Source organism: Methanoculleus thermophilus (assembly GCF_001571405.1).
Lineage (GTDB): Archaea > Halobacteriota > Methanomicrobia > Methanomicrobiales > Methanoculleaceae > Methanoculleus > Methanoculleus thermophilus.
On sequence record NZ_BCNX01000008.1, the window covers coordinates 114,095 to 137,681 of the forward strand.

Consider the following 23,587-nt stretch of genomic DNA (forward strand, 5'->3'; position numbering starts at 1 on the left):
GATATCATGACAGGAAGCGTCACCCGTACCATTACATACGGCCCAAAGAATCCGGGATTCTCAGCCCTCCTCTCGTTCATCTTCGCCGGACTCGGCCAGACGTATAACGGGCAGTTATCACGCGGTTTTCTCGTCCTTGCCGGAACACTGCTCGGAATTCTCGGTTTTGCCCCGGCTGGGGCTGCCATCTGGCTCTACGGTGCCTGCGACGCTTACATCACCGCACGGAAGATGAACGAAGGAAAGGTCCCCTACCGCGAAAGCAGCATCATTGCCGTCGTCCTCTTCGCCGCGATCTGGGTAGCCGGGCTTCTTCTCCTCTCTGCCGCCCCGGGGTAAGTATCATGGCGGTGACCCGGTCACCGCCCCGCTTCCTTCCGCTTCGCCCAGTAGGCCTCCGCCTCCCTCTCCATCTTCTCGAGCCGGTCGTAGTAGTCCGGGAACTCGTTTAGGTGCGCAAGTGCAATCTTTGCCGTCAGAAGAAGGTCGTCATCGGTGACGTTCGTCGCCGGATCATGGAGGCCGTGCTCAAGTTCCACGACCATCCCGCGTCGGAACTGGTCGACGTCGAACTCCTTCCATGTGATCCCGAGCTGCTCGCCCATCGCCTTTGCCTCGTCGGCGGTCACATCTCTTCGTGCCATATCCGTACCCTCATCGAACAGGATGGGGCCTTGAGGTCATGAGTCTGTCGGAGCTGGCGCTCCGGTGCGGGGCGGTGACGGTTCCCCGCCGGCTGTAGCCCCGGTCTCTCTTCCGGCTTTCACTCATGCTATTCGCCTCCAGCATCCACAACTCTTATCCATCCTCACCCCTCTACTCCTCCCCCATGCAGCGCCAGGCCGTCGAGTCTACCAACATCAAATCGGTCGGATACGACCCGGAAGACGAAGTTCTGGAGGTCGAGTTCCACAGCGGCGGGGTCTACCACTACGTCGGGGTGCCGGCCGAGGTCTATGAAGGGCTTCTCAATGCCCGGTCGAAGGGCCGGTACTTCGGCGATTTCATCCGGCTGCGCTATCCTTACGAGAAGGTTCGGTGATGGCAGGTCCCCCGTCGGCGGCACCCCGCCGCAACCGCTATCATCTTCGCCTGCCACAGACGCTCCCATGCCACAAGAGTCAGGTGTACGGTCTTTCGGCTACGACCCGACGACGAAGGCGCTTCTTGTCAACTGCGAGAACGGGAACTCTTACCGCTACGCCGGCGTGCCGAAAGAGGTCTATGACGATCTTCGCACGGCGGCATCAAAGGAACAGTTCATCCGCGAGTCCATAGAGGGCCGGTATCCCCGGGAGAAGTATCCCTGCATGGCGGTGGGGGAGGACGTCTGACCCCTGCTCACTCCTGCTCCGTTCGGAACTCCCTGAATGCCGAAAGGCTGCGCTGGCCTTCGGGGGTTTCCCTGAGGAACTTGAGGAAGAGCCGGAGGTGGTTCAGCGTCTCCGGGCTCACGTGGTGCTCGAACTGACATGCGTCGATCTCTGCGGTATCGCCGGCGACACCGAGGAGTTCCAGGAGGTCCGCAAACGTCCGATGCCTTCTCTGGAGTTCCCGGGCCATCTCCTCGCCTGCCGGGGTCAGCGTGGCGCCCGCATAGGACTCATAGACGATCAGCCCTTCCTGCTCCAGCTTCCGGAGCATCTCGGTCACCGACGGAGGTTTCACGTCGATCGCCTCCGCGATCCGCCCCGTCTGGGCGCGCCCCTCCTCCCTCACAAGGGAGCAGATGATCTCGATGTACTCTTCCTTGGTCTTTTGGCGCATCTTCCTCTCCTTAAAACCCAATCAGCACCAGCCGCAGCGCACCCCCGACGAGGAGCGCCGCCGTCAGCATCACGCCTGCGGCGGTGAGCATCCCCCGCATCCCCATCTCCCGCAGGAGGACGACGAACGCCGCGACGCACGGGAAGTAGATCGTGAGCATCGTCACCGCGATGACGAGCTGCTCGGGGGTCATCCCGAGGGGGACGAGCATCCCCACCGCGAGGTCCTTTCTGAGGAACCCGACCAGGAGGGCGGCGGTCGCCTCGGCAGGGAGCCCGAGCCAGGTCTGCATCACCGGGGCGAAGACGGCCGCGAGCAGGTCGAAGAACCCGACCGCGTAGAGGAGGTTGACGAGCAGGATGCCGATGAAGAGGTACGGGACCGCCTCCCTGATAAACCCGCGCACCCGCATCCAGGCCTTCATGCCGGTGGCCCGGGGATCCGGCATCCGGTAGGGCGGGATCTCTAAGAAGATCTCCGGGCACTGCCCCGGCACCATCCGGTCGAGGAGCAGGCCTACGGTGACGTAGACGAGCGCGAGGGTTCCAAAGACGATCGCCACGTAGCCCATTCCGAACGACCCGAGCACCCCGAAGACCATCGCGGTCTGGGCCATGCAGGGGACCGAGATCGAGACGAGGGTTATGGCGATGAACCGCTGCTTCTTCGTCTCCAGCACCCGGCTGGCCAGCACTCCGGGCACGTTGCACCCGAGCCCCAGGATGACCGGGACGATCCCGTAGCCGTGCAGGCCGAGCCGGTGGAAGAAGGTGTCGGCCAGCGTCGCGAGCCTGGGGAGGTAGCCGGTATCCTCGAGGATCGAGAGGACAATGTAGAAGGCCACGATGTAGGGGAGGATCATGGCGAACGGGACATACAGCCCCGTCGTCAGAAGCCCCATCGACTGCTCGTAGTCGATCCCGCCCTCAATGAACCGTCCGATCAGGATATCGTGCAGGAGGCCGGGACCGAGGAGGTCGCTCGCCTGCATGGCGATCGGGGTGTAGAGGTCGAAGAGCGGCTCGAAGACGAACGATATCAGCCCTTCCCCGATCCACCTGACCGCCAGAAACGCGGCGGCGATGACGGCTGCGGCGATCAGGCCTCCGGTCACCGGCTTGATGCTCGCCTCCGCGATCCGGTCGCCGAGGGTGGGGTGGCGGTGGGTGACCACCTGGACCGCCCCGGTGATCCGGCCGACCGTCGCCCACCGCTCCTCCTCGCTCATGGGCCGGACCGTCCCCGAGGGGCGGGCCTCGCGGAACCGCTCGACGAGTTCCCGTATCCCCTCCCCGAAGAGGCCCACGGTCGGGACGACCGGCACCCCGAGGAGCCGCTCAAGTTCGGCGGCGTCGATCGCGATCCCCCGGTGCTTCGCCTCGTCCTGGAGGTTGAGCGCAACGACTGCGGAGACCCCGCGTTCCAGGAGTTCAAGGGTCAGGTAGAGGTTCCGCTCCAGGTTGGTTGCATCGATGACGTTGACGACGAGGTCCGCCTGATCAAGGACTACGGCAGCGACCTCTTCTGCGGGGTTTGAGGGGGAGAGGGAGTAGGTGCCGGGCGCGTCGATCACCTCGGCAGGCCCGGTCGGGGTCTGCATCTCCCCGCGGGAGACGTCGACGGTGGTCCCGGGGTAGTTCGAGGCGATGACCCGGGTGCCCGTCAGCCGCGAGAAGATCCCGCTCTTTCCGACGTTCGGGTTGCCCATCAGGACGATCGTCTTCATAGGGTAACCTCCACGCCGACCCGCCGGGCCATCCCGCGGCCGAGTGTTATCTGCCGTCCGTCCACATCGACCACAACCGGGCCGCCGAGGGGGTGGCGGGCGACGACGGTGAGGGTCTTGCCTTCCCTGATACCGATGGTTCTGAGTTTCCGGATAAAGCTCGGAGTTCCGACAAACCGGGTGACGGTCCCCTGCGTGCCCGGTTCTAAATCAAGCAGCATCTCTTCCATGGCGATCATTTTAGGTTTCCCTAATTTAGGTATGCCTAAATGTTGGCACAGGGGGTTGATATACCTTGCTCCGGCACGGAAGCGTAGGTTTATGCCCGGGCTCCGCGTAATTCGAGGAGAACGAGAGGTGACTCATATGACGACCGTGATTGCCGTTGACCTCGGCGCGACCAACCTCCGCGCCGCCCTGGTGGGTCCCGATGCGACCGTTCTCGCCCATGATGCCGTTCCGACCCCGACCGCGGGGTCCGGCGGGGAGGTGGTCACCGCCGCGATCATGGCAGAGGTGGAGGCGCTCCTTGCCCTGCCCGAAGGGCGCGACGTCACGGCGATCGGGGTCGCGTCGGCCGGGCCCCTGGACCTCGGCCGCGGGTGGGTCGTACACTCCCCGAACATGGCATTTCCGGTCGTGGAGATCACCGGCCCGCTCCGGGAGCGGTTCGGGTTGCCGGTCGCGCTCATCAACGACGCCCGGGCCGGCGTCCTCGGCGAGCGGTGGGCAGGCGCCGCCCGCGGCTCCGACAACGTCGTCTACGTCACCCTCTCGACCGGGATCGGGGGCGGTGCGGTGGTGAACGGCCGCCTTCTTCTCGGGATGACTGGAAATGCCGCCGAGATCGGGCACATCACGGTCGATACCCGCTACAACCTCGTCTGCGGGTGCGGCTATACAGGTCACTGGGAGGCCTACGCCTCTGCAAAGAACATCCCGCAGTTCTTTGCGGCGTGGCGAAAGGAGGCGGCTCCCGGCCCGGTCGCCTTCGACGCCTCCTCTAGTCAGGCGATCTTTGCGGCGGCCGGCGAGGGGGACCCGGTCGCCCTCGCCTTCATGGAGGCGCTCGGGGAGATGAACGCCAGGGGAATCTCAAGCGTCATCGTCGCCTACAACCCCGAGGTGCTCGTCCTCGACGGACCACTCGCCCGTTACCACGCAGATATCCTGATCCCGCACATGGAACCCCACATCGACCGCTACCTCGCCCTTCCCCGGATCGTCGTCTCCGAACTCGATGGACGGGCGCCGCTCCTCGGCGCGGCGGTCTATGCACTCGAAACGCTGCGACGGGAGGATCAAAAGCCATGATCGAGATCTATCCGAATCTTTATGTCGGGACGCAGGAGGACTACGAGGTCATGGTGGAGGCTCACGAGACCTGGTGCGTGGTCCACGCCTGCCGGAGCCCCTACCACTGTCTCGCGGTCACGTACTCGCCGATCGCAACGGTGCCGCCGGACCACCCCGAGTACCTGGTTGCCCGGCGGGGGAACCGGCTGATGCTCAACCTGGTTGATGCCCGCGACCCCGCCGATATCCCCAAAGAGGCGATCGACGCAGCCCTTCGGTTCATCGATGGGTGTCTTGGCAAAGGCCGGCAGGTGCTGGTCCACTGCGGCTTTGGGGTCTCCCGCTCGGCGGCGATCGGACTTCTGTACCTTGCGGCCTACACCGACCTCCTGCCGACGGGGAGCCTTGCCGAGGCCGAGGAGGCCTATCGCCGGATATACCCGCCCTACAAACCCGGCCGGGGGATGCGGGGGTTCCTTGAGGCGCATTGGGACGAGTATACGAAGAGACGGGTGGCGGCGTGAGTGCAAAACCCCTCGGCGCCGCCGTGATCGAGGTCCGGCGGTCGCGGTTCTACGCGCATCTCTACCGGATCGAGGAGCCCGGGGATATCGCGCAGGTTCTTGCCGGCCACCACGAGGCCTATCGGAAGGCCGCTCACCACTGCGCCGCCTGGCGGTGCGGCACCGTCGAGGAGTTTCGGAGCGACGGTGAGGTCGGCCGGCCGGGGAGGATCCTCCTCGATCTCCTCCGGCGGCACGCCCTCGAGAGCCACGCGCTGGTCGTCTCGAGGATCTTCGGCGGAGTGCTCCTCGGCCCCGGGAACGTCGGGAGGGCGTTCCGCGACGCCGGGGAGGCCGCGATCCGCGAGGCCGGGCTCACCCGGTGACGGGAGTCCGCCTCTGTATGATCGAGCCACCGTCCGGGAGTGGTTGTTGAGGTGGGGGCGACTTTGGCAGCTCCGTGAGATCCCCCTTAGAGAACGGATCGTTATTGTGCTGGTTGTTGTGCTTAAGAATCAAAGATGGTTGCTATATGTGAGCAGCCACACAGCCAGGAGTAAGGCAGACCAGTTTAAAACCATTTATCCAGCGTTTGGTTTTGGTGTTTTGGTTCGACATTTTTTGGAGGATAATATAGTCCTATTATCAACCATGTGGGCTGAAGTGAATGCATACCAACGACAAAATAGAGATCTCTCTCGTTTATCATCCAAGTGTAAAACTTTTCATATAACTTTTCCCACAGAATCTGGATGTCTCCATACTCTCGGCCCCATCTACGATATGCCTCCAATAGCTCCCAATCTTCGCATAAAATGTCATGATAACTATTCGAGCAGGTTAAGCAATTGTCAGAGCACTTAAAATGATATGCAAATGGGTATGGAATTTTTTGGATTATGGGGGTTTTTGATCCATCAAGTCCTTGCCGATATTGGTTTGGATCTATGTAGATTTCAAGTTCTCGCCGGCTATAAAATTTTAGAATTTCTTTAGGTCTAATCAATCCAAGCGAGGTCTTATCTTCCTTGTATTTGTAATCTAATTGACTTAGAGAAAGATCAACTTTATCGAGAAGTAGTTTGTTGCGTTTATCCCAAATTTTGTTGTTGGATGTGCCACTTAAACTACGATCTATAATAGTAATATCTGAACCTTCTTTGACTTTGTAACTCTCTTTTCTCCGGAGTTTTTCGGACTTTGCTTTCTGGCAGGTGACTTCCACAAGATCGAACTTATGAATCTTATTACTTCCAATATAATGTTTAGTTGGAATGGGATACAGCCGGATCCAATCCCCTTCTTCAGTAATTCCGGCTGTACAAGCGACCTCACTTCGAGATTTTCGGCTGTATTCAGGGTAGGTTTTTACTATAATCCAGACACGTTTTTTCTCCCAGCTCACAAGTCAACAATCTCCCACCCCTCCTTGCGTAATCGGTCTGCAATGACTCCTCTATGGCAGTGGCTGGCGTTTTTTTCAAAGCACATCAGGGCAATTTTTTCTTGACCCCCTAGAGCCTTTATTTTTTCGATCAGGTCCCCTTTATATTCAAGTTCGGAAGAATATTGTTTAAACAACTCCTGATATCCATTTTGGGTAATATCCCGTCTTCGACTTGATTCTATTCCAAGTTCGGGGATGTGAACGTACTTGATACAAAAGTTCTGTAAATTCCTTGATAATGCCTCTTTTGAGTATCCGTACTTTCTGCTGAACGCATTTCTCCTTACATCCACAAGTAAGGTAACGCGATTGGCGATCAGTGTCTGGAAGAATTGATCGATGTCTTTCCCCTCATACCCTATTGTTGTAATGCCCTTCTCTTCGGAAATTTGCTCCTTTTTTGGCTTCAATTTACTGAATATTGTATATTCCGGGAAATGATCATAGACATAGTCAATAATATCCATGTCTGTAGAAGCCTGAAATTTTTGAGCATATGACGAGATAATCTCCTGCAAAAAGAAATCCGGCTTCGGAAATACGGTGTCGAGAATCTGGACATTTTCATCTATTAATATGCTACCTGATTTTTCGAGATTAAACAGATCCCTATATAGTTGAAATGAGAAGGGGCCATACTTGTACGGAACGAAATTGTATAAGCTTCGCTCTTGTGAGATCAAGAACATCAACTTGACCAACTTCATTTTTGAAATCTTTCCATAACGAGCAATCAGAAAAAGAACTGCTCGTTGACTTTTATTTATCATCCTCGATAATCACCTGGTGACACATATATTATTAAGGTTTAGGTACGTGGGTTGAAAGTATTTGTTGTGCTTCCCGCAAACATATCGAGCATCTCCTTGGATGCTGCTCATCGTGATCAGGACCAATGTCTGTGATTGGTCGCCTTCTGTGTGTCCCACAAGACGGGTGTCACCCGGTGACGGGAGTCCGCCTGCCGGCAGGGAGGACGGCGGCGATGGGCGCGAAGGCGGCGGCACGGGCGAGGACTGCCCGGAGTGCCGCGGCCGGGACAGTGTAGCGCTCCCCGGTGACGAGTTCAACGACGATCGCCGCTCCCGACCGAGACCGCTCCGCGCGGCCGACCGTGCCCCCGAGGACCATCCCCCAATCATCGCGGAGCGGTCCGACCCGGGCAGGGCGCCGGCCGTCGAGCGCCTGCCGGAGTTCCCCGACCCTGACCCCGAACCGCCGGCCGTGGAGCACGACCTCGACGATCCGGCAGGTTCTCCCCTCTTCATCGACTGCGGCGCACCTGCACCTCTGGAGGTAGCCTGCTCTTTTCAGCATACCCGGGAGTCTCCCGCACCTGACTAAAACCCGCGCCGTGCGCGGGGTGAAAGTGTCAATACCCCGGCATCTCCCACGCCCGCCACCTCGTCCGCCCGCGGGCGATGAGGAGCGCCGCCGGCAGGACGAGGAGGAGGCTTAAAAACCCGTACGCGGGGTTGAGGAGCGACGCGAAGATCAGGAGAAGGAGCGCCGGGCTCGTCGCGAGGACGTAGCGGAGGAAGACCCCGGCATGGTAGAGCATGACGTTCGGGTAGAGGCCGGTGAGGTAGACGGTCACTGCCAGGGTGTAGGCAGAGACCGAGAGGAAGGTCGCGAGGGCCGGGAGGAACGACCCCGCCCCGCCGGCGGAGGTCGCCGCCGCAAGCACGAGGACCGCGAGCGGGAGGAGATTTGCGAGGGCGTAACTCTTCAGTTTGGCGTCGATCACCCCGGCGACCTCCACCGGCAGGAAGGCGTAGGCCGAGAAGGAGTCGAACTCCGTCAGCCAGTTGTAGATGGTGGCCGATATCACACCGAGGAGGACCGCAAAGACGACCAGGGGGTCGATCCCCGGGATGAACCGGATCAGGATCCGGAGGCAGACCCAGATCAACCCGAGCGGGAGGAGGAAGGAGAAGATCACCTTCCCGGCGCCGCCTTCGCTCCGGAGGAGGTCGAGGGCGTCTTTGGCGATGAAGTGCGCGCTCCCGAGGCGGCGGAGCCTCCCGGCGATGGGGTCGAGGCTGTTTCTAAACCGCTTCGTCCGGTCCGGGTAGTCGACGGTGACGAGGAGGACCGAGGCGGCGGCCGGGACCAGGATGAGGAGGAGCGCGAGCACGAGCGGTCGGGGGGCCGGGTCGAGGAGGAAGGCGTATGGGGGGAAGACGGGGATGCCGGAATGTGAGACCGCAATCCCGGATACCGCGAGCACTGCGGCCGCTCCTATGAGGAGCCGGACGGAGCGTGCGTAGAGGGTCGAGAGGAGGCAGACGGCGGAGAGCCCCATGAGGAAGGCGAGCGTGAGCGAGACGAACGCGAGGAGGCCCAACATCGGGTCAAGGGAGACGAACGGCGTTGCTGCGGTAAACCCCGCCGCGAAGGGGAGGACGTAGAGCAGGATGTAGTAGACGGTATCTTTTGCGAAAAAGGCGGCAAATATCCGCCGCTCCGATACCGGGAGGCTCCGGGAGGCGTAGGCGATCAGGCTTGCCTGCCCGAACCGGCGGTTCATGAACTCCCGGCCCATAAGCCCGAACGACCCGACCATCACGCCCATGAGGAGGAAGAGGACCAGCGCCAGGAGGGCTGCCGTTTGGTGCGGGAGGACGTCCGAGAAGACCGGGAGGGTGAGCGACCCGAGGAAGGCGAACGTGGCGACCACCACCGGGAAGAGGGCAAACCCCCGGCTCCCAAAGACCGTCGAGTGCATCCGCCACTCCTCCTTCATCATTGTAAAGAAGAGGTCAGGCACCGGCATCGCCCCGCACCAGGTCGAGGAAGAAACGTTCAAGGCTGCGGCCGGACCCGGCAAGGTCCTCGGTCCGGCCGCAGGAGAGGAGCCTGCCGTTATGGATGACCCCGATCCGGTCGCAGATCTCGGCGGCGATCTCGAGGATGTGGGTGGAGAGGAAGACGGTCCCGCCGTCCTGGACGTAGTCCTCCAGGAAGTCCTTGACCGTCCGCTGCACGATCGGGTCCAGGTTGATCAGCGGTTCGTCGATGAGGGCGAGCCGGGGCCGGTGGAGGAAGGCCTGCGCAAACATCAGTTTCTGCCGGGTGCCCCGCGAGAGGTCTTTGCAGAGGACGTTGCGCTTCTCTCCGAACTCCAGCAGGTCAAACCAGTGGTCGCACCGCTCCTCGACGGCGTCAAGGTTGCGGATGCGGGCCACGAAGTGGAGGTACTCCTCGGCGGTGAGGAAACTCGGCGGGGTCTCCTGCTCGGGGATGATCCCGACGAGTCTGCGGACCGCGATGGGATCGTCGGCCACATCGAGCCCCATCACCCGGGCCGATCCCGCGGTCGGCCGGACCTGTCCGGTCAGCATCCGGATCATCGTCGTCTTGCCCGAGCCGTTCGGACCGAGCAGGCCGAAGAGTTCCCCTTCCGCGACCGAGAACGATACCCTGTTCACCGCGGTGACGCTGCCGTAGTCCTTCGTGAGGTCGACCGCCTCGATCATCTGCCGCATTGTAGTCATGCTCCTCCGGGTCTTTGGTGGATGAACATCGGCACAAGGCCAGTATAATACCTTTCGATCTATTTCGGCTGAACTGCGTGTGACTTAACAAAAACTTTCTGAACGCTTCCGGTTTTATCCCGGAAGGAACCTCGCTACTGTCCGAATATTGCCGGCGACGGAGAGAGGCGCAGGTTCTGCTCCCTGCAGGCCCGGGCCGCCCGGTAGCAGATATTAATATCTACTCTGATTGTTTACCACATCCTCATGGACGAACAGGAACGGTATGCGCGTGCAAAGGAGTATGTCGAGGGGCTGCAGGGCTTCTATGTGCACCTTGCCGCCTACATCATCGTCAACGTCCTCCTCTTCGCCTTCAACATCCTGACCGATCCCGGGGGCCTCTGGTTCTACTGGGTGACCATCTTCTGGGGCGTGGGCCTGGCGCTGCACGCGATCGGCGTCTTTGCCGGGGACCGGGTCTTTGGCAGGGCGTGGGGAAGAGCGAACGATCCGCGAGATCATGGAGCGCGATCGGCGGCGGTGATCCGCCCCTCCGACAGAAGCACTTATCAGGTGCGACAGGTAATGCCCCGGCACGATGAAGACGGAGATACCCTACGACCGATTCGCCCATGTCCCGGAGCGAATCTTCGGACTGGTCGACCTCGCGTACAACCTCTGGTGGAGCTGGCATTCCTCGGCGAGCGTCCTTTTTAAGCAGCTGAACCGGGAGGAGTGGAAGATGAGCCGCCACAACCCGGTCAGGATGCTCCAGGACACACCACCCCGGTACTTCGAGCGTGCGGCAACGAATCCAGAATTTCTCCGCCGTTACGATATCATCATGCACCGGTTCCGGCAGTACATGGAGCCGAGGACGAGCTGGTTTGCGCAGCACTACCCCGGCCGGGTGCCGCTGACGATCGCCTACCTCTCAAGCGAATTTGGAGTGCACCACTCACTTCCGTTCTACGCGGGGGGGCTTGGCGTCCTCGCCGGGGATCACATCAAAGCAGCGAGCGATCTCGGCGTGCCGACGGTCGCTGTCGGGTTCATGTATGCCGAGGGTTATCTTCACCAGCATATCGAGGCGAACGGGTGGCAGAAGAACGTCGCCGAGATCCTGGATCGCGATGCCGCCCCGGTCCTCCGGGTTCTCGACGATAACGGCCGCCAGCTCGTGGTCCAGGTCCCTCTGCTCGACCCTCCCATCCACGTTGCGGTCTGGAAGGTGCAGGTGGGGCGTGTCCCTCTCTACCTCCTCGATACCCATATCGATGAGAACCTTCCCGAGAACCGGAGCATCTCCCACCGCCTTTACCTAAAGGAGATCGAGAGCCGGCTGCGGCAGGAGGTGGTGCTCGGCATCGGGGGGCGGAAGGTCATTCATACCCTCGGGATCGACTACTCGGCGATGCACCTAAACGAGGGCCATTCCGCGTTCGCTCTGCTTGAGCGGCTCAGGGAGCGGATCGTCGCCGGGATGTCGTTTGAGGAGGCGCGCGAGCAGGTCCGGGGCACCTCGATCTTCACCACCCACACCCCTGTCCCCGCCGCTCACGACGTCTTCCCCGAGGACCTGATGTCGAAGTACTTCCGCAATTACTGCTCCTCGCTCGGTCTTACCTGGGACGAGTTCATGGCCCTCGGGGAGGACCCGCATAACCCGGGCGCCGGATTCAACATGACCGCGTTTGCGTTCCGAATGAGCCGCTTCCATAACGGCGTCTCTAAAAAACACGGCGAGGTTGCCCGGGAGATGTGGCAACCCCTCTGGCCCGAGCACCCGGTCGAGAAGGTGCCGATCGACTATGTCACAAACGGTGTGCACGTGCCCACGTGGCTGAACCACCGGATCGAGTGGCTCATCGACCGGTACATGGATCCGATTCACCCGGACTGGCGGGAGGACTACGATAATCCGACCATATGGGAGGTGATCGATGAGATCCCGGACGAAGAACTCTGGCGTGAGCACCAGTGGCTGAAGATGAAACTCTTTGCCCGAATCCGGGAGCGGAAACGTCTCAAGTGGGCGGGGCACCGTGATGAGCCTGCAAACCTCGCCGCCGAGGGGCTCATGCTCGACACCTCGGCGCTGACGATCGGGTTTGCCCGCCGGTTTGCCGAGTACAAGCGGGCGGACCTGATCTTCCAGGACCTGGACCGGCTCGACCGGATCGTGAACAACCGCTGGAGACCCGTGCAGTTCATCTTCGCCGGGAAGGCCCATCCGGCCGACGAGCGGGGCAAGCAGATCCTGCAGAGGATCTACCTGTATGCCCAGGATCCCCGGTTCGGCGGCCGAATCGCGTTCGTCGAGGATTACGACGAGCAACTTGCCCACTACATGGTCCACGGGGTTGATGTCTGGATGAACACCCCCGTCCCGCTCATGGAGGCGAGCGGCACGAGCGGCATGAAGGCGGGGATGAACGGGGTCTTAAACCTCTCGGTTCTCGACGGCTGGTGGATCGAAGGTTACAACGGGAGGAACGGCTGGGCCATCGAGGGCCGCCCCGCCACGATGGAGGGGATCGAGCCCGATGCGGAGATGCTTTACGACCTCATCGAGAACGAGATCGCACCGCTCTACTACTCGCGAACAATGGACGACATCCCGCATAAGTGGGTTCGGATGATGAAGGAGTCGATAAAGAGTATTGCGCCGCAGTACAGTTCCATCCGGATGCTCAAGGAGTATATCACCAGGTACTACCCTTCGGTCTGCACGTATGCAACCGGATCCGGGAGGCAGATGGCCGGGCTCGAGGAGGTCTGCCTTCCCCGGTGACCCGGGATGCCCCCGACTTCAACTGGGAATCACGCAGGTGTATGGGGGTAACAGGGATTCCTGCAATAAAAGGCACCTCACGCGGCGGAAGACGACTACCCGGCGATCCACGACATGGCCCGCGTGCGTTCGGCCATGAGAACGAGGCGTGGCTGGTTGATCCCCTTTTGGCGTCACCGGAGTTCGTCCCGCCCCTCTTCTTGGTCGCGGAGGCGGAGGAATGATGCGGCCTGCTGGTGGGAAGGCGCCACGTTGTCGGGGATGTTCGAATCTAAATATAATACTGAATATTAATTTTTTCGGAATTAATATTCGACTGATAGAAACCGTTAACGTTTTTTAACAGACGAGATCAAATATCTCTACCTGAGGCCAACGTTTAAGGTTTTGATATGGAGTTAAAGGACGTTCTCCCCGTCCTCGCGGGCGGGATCGTGATCCTGGTCATTGCCCTCGTAGTCAAGCCCATGCTTCTAGGGGAGCCGATCGGCTTGGGCTCCCGTGAAACGGTACCTCTCCCGGAACTGCCTGAATATCGCCCGCCCACGCCGGTAGCGACCGCGACGCCCCTGCCGGACGACGGCGAGGTCTATACCCGGAGTTTCCGCTGGACGTCGATCGACGGCGGTGTCCATACGACAGAGATCAGTGTTCCAAAAGCGCTCTTCCATGAGCACCGGGAGACGCCGCGCTATGCCGATCATCTCTACTGGGGCCGGTACGCCCTCGAGGATGCTGACCGGCCGGTCCTTGAGGACCTCGCCCGGCAGATTGCGCCTCCGGTCGACAACCCGGACAAGGAGTACTTCCGGCTGATGAATCTCATCTTCTTCGTCCAGCAGATCCCCTACGATGCGGACGGGAACACGACATCCTATATCGAAGGCACCCTCCCCCCACACACCCTGTCCGTGAAAGGCAGTATCGAATACCCCAAGTATCCCGTCGAGACCCTCGTCGACGGGAGGGGGGACTGCGAGGATGCGGCTATCCTGATGGCCGGGCTCCTCGACGTTCTTGGCTATGATACGGTGCTGCTTGAGTACTCGGATCACATGGCTCTCGGCATCCGGATGGATGCGTTCAACCCCTACTATGCGAAATACTTGCCGAGGTACTTCACACACGAAGGAAAGCGCTACTATTACGTCGAAGGGACGGATTTCGAGTGGAATTACGTCTCACGCTACAGTACTGCGCGCTGGGGGAAGCCGCTCGCCATCGGCGACACCCAGGATGCCTCGATCGCGAGTGTGAGATCCGAGAACCCGCGGATCATCCCCATCTGCTACATCCCCACGCCTGAGGAGTACCAGATCTATCCGGTCCGGCTGCCGAAAGGAGGAGCGTGAGAGCCGTGGACCTGAAGATTCCTGCCCTTCAAGATCTTAAAATCCCTCGCCTCCAGGACCTTAAGGTCCCCGGTCTCCAGAACATTAAGGTCCCCAGCCTCTCAAAGATCGCCGCCGGCCTGAGGAAAGTACTTGTTGCTGTGTGGGTGGTGGTTGCTCTTATAGCAATTGCCTTCGTCGGATGGACGCTTATTCATGACTACAATGAAGACCGAGAGGTTGCAATCTTCGCCGGCCATGTGGCGGCTTCGGAGGCCGATCTCTCTTTAATCCATGAGAAGATCTCGGCCCATATGCAATCCCGCAATACCTCAATCGCCGAGGCTGATGCCTATACGCAGGAGTTTGCAGCCATCGCAGAGTATGGCAGGGCCGTCACGGCCTACCACCGGCAGGTCATCAGTGCGGATAGTCTTCCGAAAGAGTACGCCGGGGTGCAGTCCGCTTACATCCGGGCGCTCGACAACCTGAACCGCGCGTTTTCACTCTGGTCGTCGGCTGCCACCGCCTACGATCTCAAGGAGTACACGGTGGCTGACAGAAACCTCGCCGAGGCTGACCAGGCGTGGCGGGAGTACATCGTCGCGGTCATGGACTATAATCGTGAACTCCGTGCCGCGGAAGGGGCGGGGAGGGTTCCCCCCGCCTAAACGAGATACTTTGTCGGGACGTAGACGGTGATCTTAAACGATCGTACCGCCTCCGTGTGAATGACAAAGCGGTAGTCCTTGTATCCTTCCTTGATGAAGAACCGTTGGTCCTTCTCGATAAATTCCCTGGAAGTGGTGGAGTTTAGGAACGGGAATTCGTTCCTTGTGTATCTGATGCTCTCGATGATATGGTTTGGGTCCTCTGGATCTTGGATCTGCACCGTGATCAGGGGGAAGTCGTCTATCGGCACCGCGCTCACGTTGACTGCCCAGTAAGGGAAGGGGATGTGGTAAGCCTCGGTGATGAAGTCCCGTGGGGTGAAGGAGAGATCCGAGGCGGCCACCACTGCGTACTCGGTCATGCCTTCAGAGATCCGGATATCGTCGGGCTGCTTCGTCGTCGCGATCGTGGGTGTCGGGGTCGGGGTGTGGTAGATCCACGGGTCGAGGAACTCCACTCTCAGCGGCCCTTTATCGCGGGACGGGACGGGCGGCGTGGGGGCCGGATGGCCTGCCACCGCCGCCTCCACCTCGGTCGGCACAGGCAACGGGGTTGGGGAGAGCGACTGGATATCTGCTTCGGTACTCTCCGTCTCCGTGCAGCCTCCGGCGATCGTAGCGGCCGCAAGGAGAATCAGGAGCAGGATGTGGAGCCTTTGCATAGTTATCTCTTTTTGGGAGAGCCTATTAGTAGTTACTCATTTATCCGGCCAGCGGCGAATCAAAAAGGGTGTGGTTTCAAGGGGGACTGCTTCATGTCCCCTCGAAGGCTTCCATAGTATGGTCTTCGAACTGCCTGCCGAAGCGCTCAAACGCCCTCTCCACCTCGGCGATGCCGGCCGGGTCTCCCAGTTTCAGCAGGGCCGCGGCGGTCAGGGCCCGGCAGCACTCGGACTTGCTGGTCTGGAGGGTCTCGACCAGCGGGCTGACCGCCCGAGGGTCACCGATCTCGGCAAGCGCCCAGATTGCGGGGTTCTTGATCTCGTCGTCCGTGACGAGCACAACCCCGACGAGTTGCTCGACCGCTTCAGCGCCGAGGCGCGCGAGCGCCATCGCAACGGTCCAGCGTGCGTTGCTCTCGGTGGAGAGAAGGGTCTGAACCAACGGTCCAACCGCCGGAGCCCCGATCTCCCCGAGGTCGGCAATGGCCTTCAGGCTGGTGTAGGTGTCGGCGTTCAGCATGACCTGTATCAACTCCCGGACCCGTGTTGCGTCTTTTGCCTCTCTCTTCTCGATGGTCTTCTGCATCTCTGCACCTCCTGTGCGAATGCTGGATGTTCCGGGGTTAAAATAAGCCTTTACAAACCAGAATCGCCGTACAGTGCTGCGCAACGGCTCTGCCGGGCATAGGTTTATGTGTCCTCTCCGGGGCGGTCGGCCCCGTCGCCTGGAGCACCTGGTGGTGCTCCAGTTCTTTTCCTGGCGAAACGTCGCTTTCATCTACCTGGCAGTAACTGCCGCCATCATGCCGATCACCTTACCGTCGTTGCTGACGATCGGCGTCCCGAGGAGGTCGGTCCGGAACGCCTCACCATCGCTCCGGATGCCTGTCTGCTCGCCTTGACAGGACCCGCCGTCGAGGACTGTCCGAACGATATCTTGGAGTTCGTCGGACCGCTCCCAGAACCGGGAGAAGTGTGACCCCTGCACCTCCTCTGCGGTCGGGTAACCCCAGAGGGCGAGGTATGCGGCGTTCGCATAGGTCACCACCCCGTCCGGGTCGAGGAGGGCGACCGCCCGCTGGGTGCAGGCGATCGCACGGTCTTTGATGAGGAGTTCCTGTTCCCGCCGTCGCAGGTCGGCGATATCCGCAAGAAGGATGCGGTAGGTCTGCACCTCTTCGGTGATGTCCTCGCAGGTAACATATTCCGTCCCGTCAGGGAGCGTGACGGCACGCGAAAGGATCGTCTTCTTCTGTCCGTCCCTGGATCGGATGACGAATGTCCGGGGGCGAATCCGGCCTGGAGCCGATCGTTTGAGGTCCGATTGCCAGGCCCTGATGGCCTCCAGCCGGTCGTTGTCGTCAGGGAAGATCCGGCGGCTCCACTCGATGGCCGTGGTTTTGCTCTCCGGCTCGTAGCCGAATATCTCCCAAAACCTCCGGTTTGTGTAGGTAAACCGGCCATCCTGGTCGATGAGCGCGACCCCGAAGGGGGACGAATCGATCATGCCCCGGAACCGCGCCTCGCTCTGCCGGAGGTGCTCGGCGGCCTCGCGCCGCGCAAGGGATATGGAAGCCTGCCGGACGAACGACTCCACCGTCTCCCGGTTCTCAAGTCCCTTTCCCGGGGAGAGAAAGACCCCGGCCATGCCGAAGACCTCATCGCGCCAGACCAGCCCCATGACCCAGAGCGTCTGGATATCGAACCGGGCAAGGATCGCCTCGCAGACCTCTCTTGGGATCGCCTCAAAGCAGAGGTCGTAGAGCGACCACGAGGAGGGTTCGGGACGGAGGACGAACTCCTGTATGCCGCGCACCGAGTGGGGGGTCTGGTTGTATGGGGGATCAAAGATCCGGCCGATCGGGAGGGAGAGGCCGACGGGGCCCTCTCCCAGGAGTTCCGTAAGCCCCTCCCGGAACCCCTCGCCAGCGAGATCCCGGATGATGAACTGCCGGTCGGCCGCATCGTAGGAGAAGATGTAGGCATACGCACCCGGCACGAGTTCCGCAAGCCCTTCGGCGATGTAGCGGTAGATATCCTCCACCGGCTGGAGGTCGACGAGGTCGATCGCCGTCCGGGCGAGGAACGCCATGTTCTGGGTATAGCGCTTCCGGTCGGTGATATCCTCGAGGACTATCGTGCACCCCTTCGTCCCGTCCTCGAACGTCGTCGGGATCGCCTGCATCTGATAGAAGGCCTCCCTGCCGTTCTCGTGCCGGTAGCGGATATCGGTGATCACCTGCTCCCGTTCGAGGCTTTCGACAACCGCAAGGGCTTGTGGGGACGAGACGATGGGGAGGTTGGCCTCACGTAGGTTTTGGCCTACAACCTCCTCTTTTGGGCGTCCCAATCGCGCAAGGCACTGGTCGTTGGCCTGAACGATGACGAGGTCGGCATCGAGGACCAGGATCAGGTTCTTCGTGAAGCAGAGAAACGCCGAGAGGGGCACGCGCTGTGCGATGGAGTAGACCTTGGCATTCCCGACGAGTTGGAGATCGACCTGGCCGGCGGCCTGCAGCACCTCGAGGTGCTTTGAGACCGAGTTCCGGTTCACACCGAGGGCCTTTGCAAGTTCGGTGATCGTCATGCCCTTCGGCCGGGACTTGAGGGCCCGCAGGGCTCTCCCCGGGATATCATGGTCCGGGGGCATAGCATGACGGTGACGATCTTGGTATATATGGGTACCCTTCGGAGAGAAACGGCGCTACAAAGGCCTCGATGGGCTGATACGGGGTGTTATGGATATATGGCCGGACCGCCTACCCTGTATGAGAAGGCCCGGAGGCCTCTTATTCATGGAGAAGAACGAACTCGTCAGCATATCCCAGGGAGGGCTTGCGATCATGAACCCCACGACGCCCGAGAAGGTGCTTGCCGCCGGACGGGCGGCCGTGCTCCGGGAGGGGGCCCGCGTCGTCGAGCCCGGGTGCGGGAACGGAACGATCCTCGCCCTCTGGGGGCGCGAGTACGGGATATCAGGCCTTGGGATTGAGGCCCGGGAGGATGCCTGCCGCCGCTCTGAGGAGACGTTCCAGGCGGCGGGACTTACCGATCGGATGGCTGTCCGGTGCATGGACGCCCGGGAGTACGTCCCCGACGAGCCGTTCGACTGTGCCGCAGCAATCGGGGCCTCCCATATCTGGGGCGGGTTTGCCGCGACGCTCGACGCCCTTGTGGGGATGGTATCGGATGAGGGGACCATCGTCATCGGGGACCGTTGCTGGCGGTCCGACAGCACTCCGCCCGAGTTCGCCCGGGCATGGCCCGACGTCCTGACGGAGTACGAGATCCTCGGCATCGTCCGGGATGCCGGATTCGATATCGCCGCGGTTTTTCGGTCAAGCCCTGAGGACTGGGACCGCTACGAGTCCGGGATCTGGCAGGCGATCCTCTCCTGGCTCGCGGAGCACCCCGATCACCCCGAACGCGAATGGATGATCGATTACCTCCACCGTATCCAGGACGAGTACTTCGGTTACGGCCGCGAGTACATGGGCTGGGCGATGTATGTCCTGGTGCCCGGGTTCTGGTGAGCAGCCGCTAGCCCTGATGCGGGAGCGGGGCTGCGCACCCTCCCCCGTATGCCACATGTCAGACAGTTTGAAAGAATCCTTTCTGATTCAAGTCGTCAATCTGTCCTTTTTTCTCCCCATATGGACTGGAAAGTTACGATAGCTCGGGAAGCTATCCTATGTTCAAAAAGTCTTTCGGTAATTTGAAGCGAAAATGAGGATTGATGGGCGGAATTAAATAGAATCGTATAAATATCGCCCGGATCATCTAATAATTTGGGGAACTATTACCCCGGTGACATGAGAGAACTTGTAGACGCGAGTGGAACACCTCCCGGTGGGAGGTATTCGCACTTACACGTCGCGTGCGGCGTTTGCCGTGTTTGGGCGGTCGGGTGGGTACCCACCCCCTGCACCACCTCCGGCGCTGGTACGCCCTCTTTCTCGCTCCGATAGCCTCCGTCGGTCACGCATCTGGGAGGCATACCCGGGTCACGTGCAATCACCAGCAAGGCCGTCACATTCGAGTTTCTCCGCAATCAGGCGCCCTGACGGTCGAGGTCTTCACCCGGACGGGATGCACCTTTTCGCCGAACCGGATCGGCACTCTCTTCCGGTCCTGCACCCCGAGTCTCCCGGTCTTCTCCATCAGCGGATCAGATGGTCCCCATCGCTGGCCGCCGCCATCACCGGAATGACGCTCGGCCGGTGCTACATATACAGCGCCTGGAGGGCGACGACCTCGGCGCTGTCCTTTGCCCGCGAGTAGTCCTCGAGGGGATCGGCGTTCACCTCGAGGAACCGGAGCCCCCATCCAAACGGGGCGAGGATATCGTGAGCCTGCTCCTTCTCGCCGAGGATGTAGAGCGTCGCGGCCATCGCCTCCACCGAGGTGAGCCGGAACGGCCTGCCGAAGTTCACCGGGTTTGCGGCCACAAGGAAGGGGAGCGCCCGGCGGTTGCGCCAGGAAGCGACGGCCCCGGTATCGAGGACCTCCCAGGAGCAGTCGAGCGCGGTTATCGAGGGGAGGTTCCGGTCGGCGGGGGAGACCGCTTTCTCCGCAGTCGGGTCGAGGAGGAGGGTCGAGCGGGGGATCTTTGCGATGCTTGTGACCATCCGGAGAAGCCCGCGCTGTGCGAGTTTCTTTACCGTACACTTCCGCGGATCGCAGGTGTTGTCACGGTAAGCATAGAGCGGTATCATCTGTCTTGTTATGGTACGCCGCCCAGGTACTATCAATGTACGTGCTCATCGCTCCCTGCATAGAGGATCCCGCGTGCCGCGCCCGCGGAATCACGACCGATGAGGATCTCCGCTGCTTTGGCCGGGCCAGAGAGCGCTGCCGGCGCTTCTCGATCGAGATGGTCCCGCTCCCCTGCCCGGAGACGATTTACCTCGGCCGCGACCGGCCGCCGGGCTCGTATCTTGAGCGGCTTGCGACCGACGAATTTGCCGCTCTCCTCGATCGGCTCGAAGCGGAGGTCCGAAAGATCATCCGGGAGCGCGGGGAGCCGCCGCTTGCGATCGTTGGGGTGGACTCCTCACCAACCTGCGGGGTGAACGCCACCTACTACTCGACCGAGAAACAGCCGGGACGCGGTGCCTTTCTTGCCCGGTTCCCGGAGATCCCGGCGGTCGACGTCAAGGAGTTCGCCCGCTACAGGGTCTACCTTGCAGGCCCACTCTTCTCAGAGGCTGAGAGGACCTACAACCTTGCCATCCACGACCTCCTCGAATCACACCTCTTTGATGTCTACCTCCCTCAGGAGGTGGGGGACACAAGCCATACCCGGTGCCGGGAGGAGCACCGGGCCATCTTTGCGCAGCACCTTGCGGCTCTCCAGGACGTCGATCTCGTCGTCGCGGTCGTCGATGGCGCCGATGCCGATTCCGGGACATCCTGGGAGATGGGGTATGCCTACGCACTTGGAAAGAGAGTCGTCGCCCTCCGGACCGACTTCAGGATTGCCGGGCAGCACGAACTCGTCAACCTGATGCTTGAGGAGTCGGCAGAGGTCGTCACGAAGAAAGAGGACCTCCCCCGGGTGCTCGGATCGCTTCTTCTGGCCTCAAGGTGAGGCTTTCCGCCTCTTTGCCATCGAGAGGATATTCCTCTCGTCCCTTCGGGCGTATGTGACGCTGTCCATCACCGTCCGGATGAAGTGGATCCCGAGCCCCCCGATCGGGCGCTCTTCTGCGGGGACGTCAAGGCGTGGCGGCGGAGCGGTAAGGGGATCGAAGGGAATGCCGTCGTCGGTGATCGTCACGAGGACTGCGTCGGCATCGACGCTACAGGTGAGCGTGATCGTACCCGCCTCTCCGGCAGGGTAACCGTAGAGGATGGTGTTGCTGCAGGCCTCGTCGACGGCGAGCTGGACAGCAAAGATGAGGTCGTCGCCGCATCCCGCAAGGGTCTCGGCGAGGAAGTCGGCAATCACCGGGAGTGCCGCAAGATCCGCCTGCACGGTGAGTTCCGGCATCAGACCACCCGGATGACCATGAGGGTCTGGTCGTCGAACTGCGGCTCGTCGCCTGAGAACTGCATAACCGCGTCGCGGACCCGGCCGACGATCTCGGCTGGAGGGAGATCGCGACTTCTCATGACCGTCTCGATCAGCCTCTCTTCCCCGAACTGCTCTTCAGCGGAGTTGATCGCCTCGGTGACGCCGTCGGTGTAGAGGAGGAGGAGGTCGCCGCTCTCAAGACGGATTGTTTCCTCCCGGTACTCGGCATCCGGCATCACCCCGATGATGATCCCGGTTCCTTTCAGCTTTACCGGCCGACCGCCGCCCGATCGAAAGAGGAGGGGCGGGTTATGCCCTGCGTTGACGTAAGCAAGCGTTTTTTCTGCCGGATCGACGACCGCGTAAAAGAGGGTGACGAACATCCCGGACTTCGCGTCCTCGGCGATCAGGGTGTTCGCCTCGCTGACGGCCTCGCGGGCGCTCCGGGGAACCTGCGCGTTCGCCCGCAGCACCGTCCGCGAGAGCGCCATGAAGAGTGCTGCAGGAACACCCTTCCCCGCAACATCGGCGATGACAAAGGCCGTCCGGTTCCCGGAAAGCGGGATCGCGTCGTAGAAGTCGCCTCCGACCTCTTTTGCCGGGAGCGAGAGGGCGGCGAGTTCGAGGCCGGGGATCTCCGGCAGTCGATCGGGGAGGAAGCTCATCTGGATATCGCGTGCGATCCGGAGTTCGGCCTTTTTGCGCTCGAGTTCCTGGAGGTAGGTATCGCGCTCGGCCTTCGTCTGCCGCTCGGTGATCAGGTTTCCGATGATGAACGAGAAGATGAAGACCCCGATGGTGTTTGCGACGATCATCGGGATGGCCACCTCCTCGACGACCGCAAGCGCCTGCTCGAACGGCTGGCAGAGGAGGAGAGTGAGCCCCATATGAAGCATCTCCATGCCGGCGGCAAAGAGGACCGCGCCGTACATCCCGATGAACTTTCGGCCGGCGGCAAGGAAGATCAGCCCACCAAGGAGGCCTGCGAGGATGGTTGCCACCGTGCACGGGACGGCGGTGAATCCTCCAAGGGAGAAGCGGTACGCAGCGCCGATCAGGCCGGCGCCGAGCCCAACCACCGGGCCGCAGGAGAGCCCCCCGACCATGGGACCGAGGTCGCGGACGTTTGCCGTGGCTCCGGCAATGGTGATGCCGCTCTCGGTACCGTAGATGGAGAGCGCTCCAAACAGGAGGATGAGTATCGCCTGGCCCTTCCAGGTGACGGCGCCTTCAAGCACCTCTGTAAAAGATTTCGTCCGCGTGATCAGGTAGGCGACCACGATGACGACGCAGATCATCTCCAGAAGCACGTAAAACATGTCGCCAATGCCGGAGAACGCCATACAGGTCTACCTATGGTCCCGCTTCAAGCTCGGTGAGCGCCGCCGCCTCGTCATTGTATATGGAAAAGATCCGGTGGAATCCGGCCATGGTGAATACCTCGAGGATCTGCGGATTCCCGCAGGCGATCCGGAGCGTTCCGCCGTCTTTCTTCAGCCGTTTCAGCGCAGCAAGCAGCACCCGAAGACCGGAGCTGCTGATGTAGTCTAAATCGCAGAGGTTGATGAGGAGGCACTTTCCCCCGGCGTCGAGCACCCGGTTGATCCGCTCCTCAGCCAGTCCGGAAGTTCCGGCATCAAGCCTGCCGCTCACCGCGATGATATCGACGGTGTCAATCCTTCTCTCGATGATCTCAAAATGCCCGCACATTCAACGAAATTTTATTCTGATGGATGATAGATGTTGCTTTCTGATTCTTGGGCCTCTTAGGGGAGGGACAAAAAAGATGAGGGATATTGTCGGGTGTGTGATAACCATTGTGGGGTTTGCGGGAAATCCCGGGCGGGTGTTACACCCGCCCGGGTCCCCCCACCGTGCCGGTATAAGTGTTTAGA

28 protein-coding genes are annotated in these 23,587 nt (G+C 61.0%); 12 read left to right on the top strand and 16 right to left on the bottom strand.

Going from position 1 to position 23,587, the window contains the following annotated elements:
• Positions 1-6 precede the first annotated feature (6 nt).
• Entirely contained in the window at positions 7-339 is a 333-nt protein-coding gene (locus tag MCUTH_RS08275) for a hypothetical protein (protein ID WP_066957974.1), read from the top strand.
• Between the two features lie 20 nt (positions 340-359).
• Here MCUTH_RS08275 and MCUTH_RS08280 read toward each other — a convergent pair whose 3' ends face one another.
• Positions 360-644 carry a DUF5661 family protein gene (locus MCUTH_RS08280; RefSeq protein ID WP_066957976.1) on the bottom strand — a complete coding sequence of 95 codons (285 nt, stop codon included), beginning with the start codon at positions 642-644 and terminating at the stop codon, positions 360-362.
• Positions 645-829: 185 nt separating this feature from the next.
• Here MCUTH_RS08280 and MCUTH_RS08285 point away from each other — a divergent pair, with 185 nt between their 5' ends.
• Positions 830-1,042, top strand: a complete 213-nt coding sequence (locus MCUTH_RS08285; RefSeq protein WP_066958176.1) for a KTSC domain-containing protein — start codon at positions 830-832, stop codon at positions 1,040-1,042.
• Positions 1,043-1,109: 67 nt separating this feature from the next.
• Positions 1,110-1,334 carry a KTSC domain-containing protein gene (locus tag MCUTH_RS08290; protein WP_066957978.1) on the top strand — a complete coding sequence of 75 codons (225 nt, stop codon included), beginning with the start codon at positions 1,110-1,112 and terminating at the stop codon, positions 1,332-1,334.
• 7 nt (positions 1,335-1,341) lie between these two features.
• Here MCUTH_RS08290 and MCUTH_RS08295 read toward each other — a convergent pair whose 3' ends face one another.
• The 3 genes from MCUTH_RS08295 to MCUTH_RS08305 are packed head-to-tail and all read right to left on the bottom strand — an operon-like array spanning position 1,342 to position 3,732.
• On the bottom strand, positions 1,342-1,767 hold the full coding sequence (locus tag MCUTH_RS08295) for a metal-dependent transcriptional regulator (RefSeq protein ID WP_066957980.1): 426 nt from the start codon (positions 1,765-1,767) through the stop codon (positions 1,342-1,344).
• 10 nt (positions 1,768-1,777) lie between these two features.
• On the bottom strand, positions 1,778-3,493 hold the full coding sequence (locus MCUTH_RS08300) for a ferrous iron transporter B (protein ID WP_066957982.1): 1,716 nt from the start codon (positions 3,491-3,493) through the stop codon (positions 1,778-1,780).
• Positions 3,490-3,732 (bottom strand): FeoA family protein, encoded by a 243-nt coding sequence (locus tag MCUTH_RS08305; protein ID WP_066957984.1) that lies wholly within the window; start codon positions 3,730-3,732, stop codon positions 3,490-3,492. Before MCUTH_RS08305 ends, MCUTH_RS08300 begins: the two co-directional genes overlap by 4 nt.
• Before the next feature lie 127 nt (positions 3,733-3,859).
• On the opposite strand from MCUTH_RS08305, the gene MCUTH_RS08310 reads away from it, so the two are divergent.
• From MCUTH_RS08310 to MCUTH_RS08320, 3 genes are read left to right on the top strand one after another with little or no spacing between them, the layout of a single operon-like run.
• Positions 3,860-4,807 carry an ROK family protein gene (locus tag MCUTH_RS08310; RefSeq protein ID WP_066957986.1) on the top strand — a complete coding sequence of 316 codons (948 nt, stop codon included), beginning with the start codon at positions 3,860-3,862 and terminating at the stop codon, positions 4,805-4,807.
• On the top strand, positions 4,804-5,313 hold the full coding sequence (locus MCUTH_RS08315) for a dual specificity protein phosphatase family protein (protein WP_066957988.1): 510 nt from the start codon (positions 4,804-4,806) through the stop codon (positions 5,311-5,313). The genes MCUTH_RS08310 and MCUTH_RS08315 overlap by 4 nt, the downstream gene beginning before the upstream one ends.
• Complete coding sequence (locus MCUTH_RS08320) at positions 5,310-5,678, top strand: YigZ family protein (protein WP_066957990.1); 369 nt, start codon at positions 5,310-5,312, stop codon at positions 5,676-5,678. Before MCUTH_RS08315 ends, MCUTH_RS08320 begins: the two co-directional genes overlap by 4 nt.
• 185 nt (positions 5,679-5,863) lie before the next feature.
• On the opposite strand, the gene MCUTH_RS11600 is transcribed toward MCUTH_RS08320, so the two are convergent.
• From MCUTH_RS11600 to MCUTH_RS08340, 5 genes are all read right to left on the bottom strand, one after another.
• Positions 5,864-6,697 (bottom strand): hypothetical protein, encoded by an 834-nt coding sequence (locus MCUTH_RS11600; RefSeq protein ID WP_150468725.1) that lies wholly within the window; start codon positions 6,695-6,697, stop codon positions 5,864-5,866.
• Positions 6,694-7,509 carry a DUF488 domain-containing protein gene (locus MCUTH_RS08325; protein WP_066957992.1) on the bottom strand — a complete coding sequence of 272 codons (816 nt, stop codon included), beginning with the start codon at positions 7,507-7,509 and terminating at the stop codon, positions 6,694-6,696. The genes MCUTH_RS11600 and MCUTH_RS08325 overlap by 4 nt, the downstream gene beginning before the upstream one ends.
• A 169-nt stretch (positions 7,510-7,678) precedes the next feature.
• Positions 7,679-8,056, bottom strand: a complete 378-nt coding sequence (locus MCUTH_RS08330; RefSeq protein WP_066957994.1) for a hypothetical protein — start codon at positions 8,054-8,056, stop codon at positions 7,679-7,681.
• Between the two features lie 55 nt (positions 8,057-8,111).
• Positions 8,112-9,515 carry a hypothetical protein gene (locus tag MCUTH_RS08335; protein ID WP_066957996.1) on the bottom strand — a complete coding sequence of 468 codons (1,404 nt, stop codon included), beginning with the start codon at positions 9,513-9,515 and terminating at the stop codon, positions 8,112-8,114.
• Positions 9,502-10,227 carry an ABC transporter ATP-binding protein gene (locus tag MCUTH_RS08340; RefSeq protein WP_066957997.1) on the bottom strand — a complete coding sequence of 242 codons (726 nt, stop codon included), beginning with the start codon at positions 10,225-10,227 and terminating at the stop codon, positions 9,502-9,504. Before MCUTH_RS08340 ends, MCUTH_RS08335 begins: the two co-directional genes overlap by 14 nt.
• Positions 10,228-10,482: 255 nt before the next feature.
• Here MCUTH_RS08340 and MCUTH_RS11975 point away from each other — a divergent pair, with 255 nt between their 5' ends.
• The 4 genes from MCUTH_RS11975 (at position 10,483) to MCUTH_RS08360 (ending at position 15,014) form a co-directional block, all read left to right on the top strand.
• Positions 10,483-10,935: a 2TM domain-containing protein gene (locus tag MCUTH_RS11975; RefSeq protein WP_224732782.1), complete on the top strand. Its 453-nt coding sequence runs from the start codon at positions 10,483-10,485 to the stop codon at positions 10,933-10,935.
• Positions 10,817-13,012: an alpha-glucan family phosphorylase gene (glgP, locus tag MCUTH_RS08350; RefSeq protein ID WP_066958001.1), complete on the top strand. Its 2,196-nt coding sequence runs from the start codon at positions 10,817-10,819 to the stop codon at positions 13,010-13,012. Before MCUTH_RS11975 ends, glgP begins: the two co-directional genes overlap by 119 nt.
• A gap of 392 nt (positions 13,013-13,404) precedes the next feature.
• Positions 13,405-14,364 carry a hypothetical protein gene (locus tag MCUTH_RS08355; protein WP_066958007.1) on the top strand — a complete coding sequence of 320 codons (960 nt, stop codon included), beginning with the start codon at positions 13,405-13,407 and terminating at the stop codon, positions 14,362-14,364.
• 5 nt (positions 14,365-14,369) lie between these two features.
• Positions 14,370-15,014, top strand: a complete 645-nt coding sequence (locus MCUTH_RS08360; RefSeq protein ID WP_236707444.1) for a hypothetical protein — start codon at positions 14,370-14,372, stop codon at positions 15,012-15,014.
• Here MCUTH_RS08360 and MCUTH_RS08365 read toward each other — a convergent pair.
• From MCUTH_RS08365 to MCUTH_RS08375, 3 genes are all read right to left on the bottom strand, one after another.
• Entirely contained in the window at positions 15,011-15,676 is a 666-nt protein-coding gene (locus tag MCUTH_RS08365) for a hypothetical protein (RefSeq protein ID WP_066958009.1), read from the bottom strand. The two genes, MCUTH_RS08360 and MCUTH_RS08365, sit on opposite strands and share 4 nt — an antisense overlap.
• Before the next feature lie 91 nt (positions 15,677-15,767).
• Complete coding sequence (locus MCUTH_RS08370; RefSeq protein ID WP_066958011.1) at positions 15,768-16,262, bottom strand: HEAT repeat domain-containing protein; 495 nt, start codon at positions 16,260-16,262, stop codon at positions 15,768-15,770.
• A gap of 192 nt (positions 16,263-16,454) precedes the next feature.
• Positions 16,455-18,326, bottom strand: a complete 1,872-nt coding sequence (locus MCUTH_RS08375) for a PAS domain-containing protein (protein ID WP_066958014.1) — start codon at positions 18,324-18,326, stop codon at positions 16,455-16,457.
• A 145-nt stretch (positions 18,327-18,471) separates the two neighbouring features.
• On the opposite strand from MCUTH_RS08375, the gene MCUTH_RS08380 reads away from it, so the two are divergent.
• Positions 18,472-19,209, top strand: a complete 738-nt coding sequence (locus MCUTH_RS08380; RefSeq protein ID WP_066958016.1) for an SAM-dependent methyltransferase — start codon at positions 18,472-18,474, stop codon at positions 19,207-19,209.
• Between the two features lie 690 nt (positions 19,210-19,899).
• Here MCUTH_RS08380 and MCUTH_RS08385 read toward each other — a convergent pair.
• Positions 19,900-20,391, bottom strand: a complete 492-nt coding sequence (locus tag MCUTH_RS08385; protein ID WP_066958018.1) for a DUF367 family protein — start codon at positions 20,389-20,391, stop codon at positions 19,900-19,902.
• Between the two features lie 35 nt (positions 20,392-20,426).
• On the opposite strand from MCUTH_RS08385, the gene MCUTH_RS08390 reads away from it, so the two are divergent.
• Positions 20,427-21,266, top strand: a complete 840-nt coding sequence (locus MCUTH_RS08390) for a nucleoside 2-deoxyribosyltransferase (RefSeq protein WP_066958020.1) — start codon at positions 20,427-20,429, stop codon at positions 21,264-21,266.
• On the opposite strand, the gene MCUTH_RS08395 is transcribed toward MCUTH_RS08390, so the two are convergent.
• Genes MCUTH_RS08395 through MCUTH_RS08405 form a run of 3 tightly spaced genes read right to left on the bottom strand, consistent with a single transcriptional unit; the run spans position 21,258 to position 23,402 of the window.
• The gene (locus tag MCUTH_RS08395) at positions 21,258-21,668 is read right to left on the bottom strand and encodes an ATP-binding protein (RefSeq protein WP_066958022.1); all 411 of its coding nucleotides are present in this window, start codon (positions 21,666-21,668) and stop codon (positions 21,258-21,260) included. The two genes, MCUTH_RS08390 and MCUTH_RS08395, sit on opposite strands and share 9 nt — an antisense overlap.
• The gene (locus MCUTH_RS08400) at positions 21,668-23,035 is read right to left on the bottom strand and encodes a PP2C family protein-serine/threonine phosphatase (protein ID WP_066958024.1); all 1,368 of its coding nucleotides are present in this window, start codon (positions 23,033-23,035) and stop codon (positions 21,668-21,670) included. Before MCUTH_RS08400 ends, MCUTH_RS08395 begins: the two co-directional genes overlap by 1 nt.
• Positions 23,036-23,045: 10 nt before the next feature.
• Positions 23,046-23,402: an STAS domain-containing protein gene (locus MCUTH_RS08405; protein WP_066958026.1), complete on the bottom strand. Its 357-nt coding sequence runs from the start codon at positions 23,400-23,402 to the stop codon at positions 23,046-23,048.
• Positions 23,403-23,587: the final 185 nt, after the last annotated feature.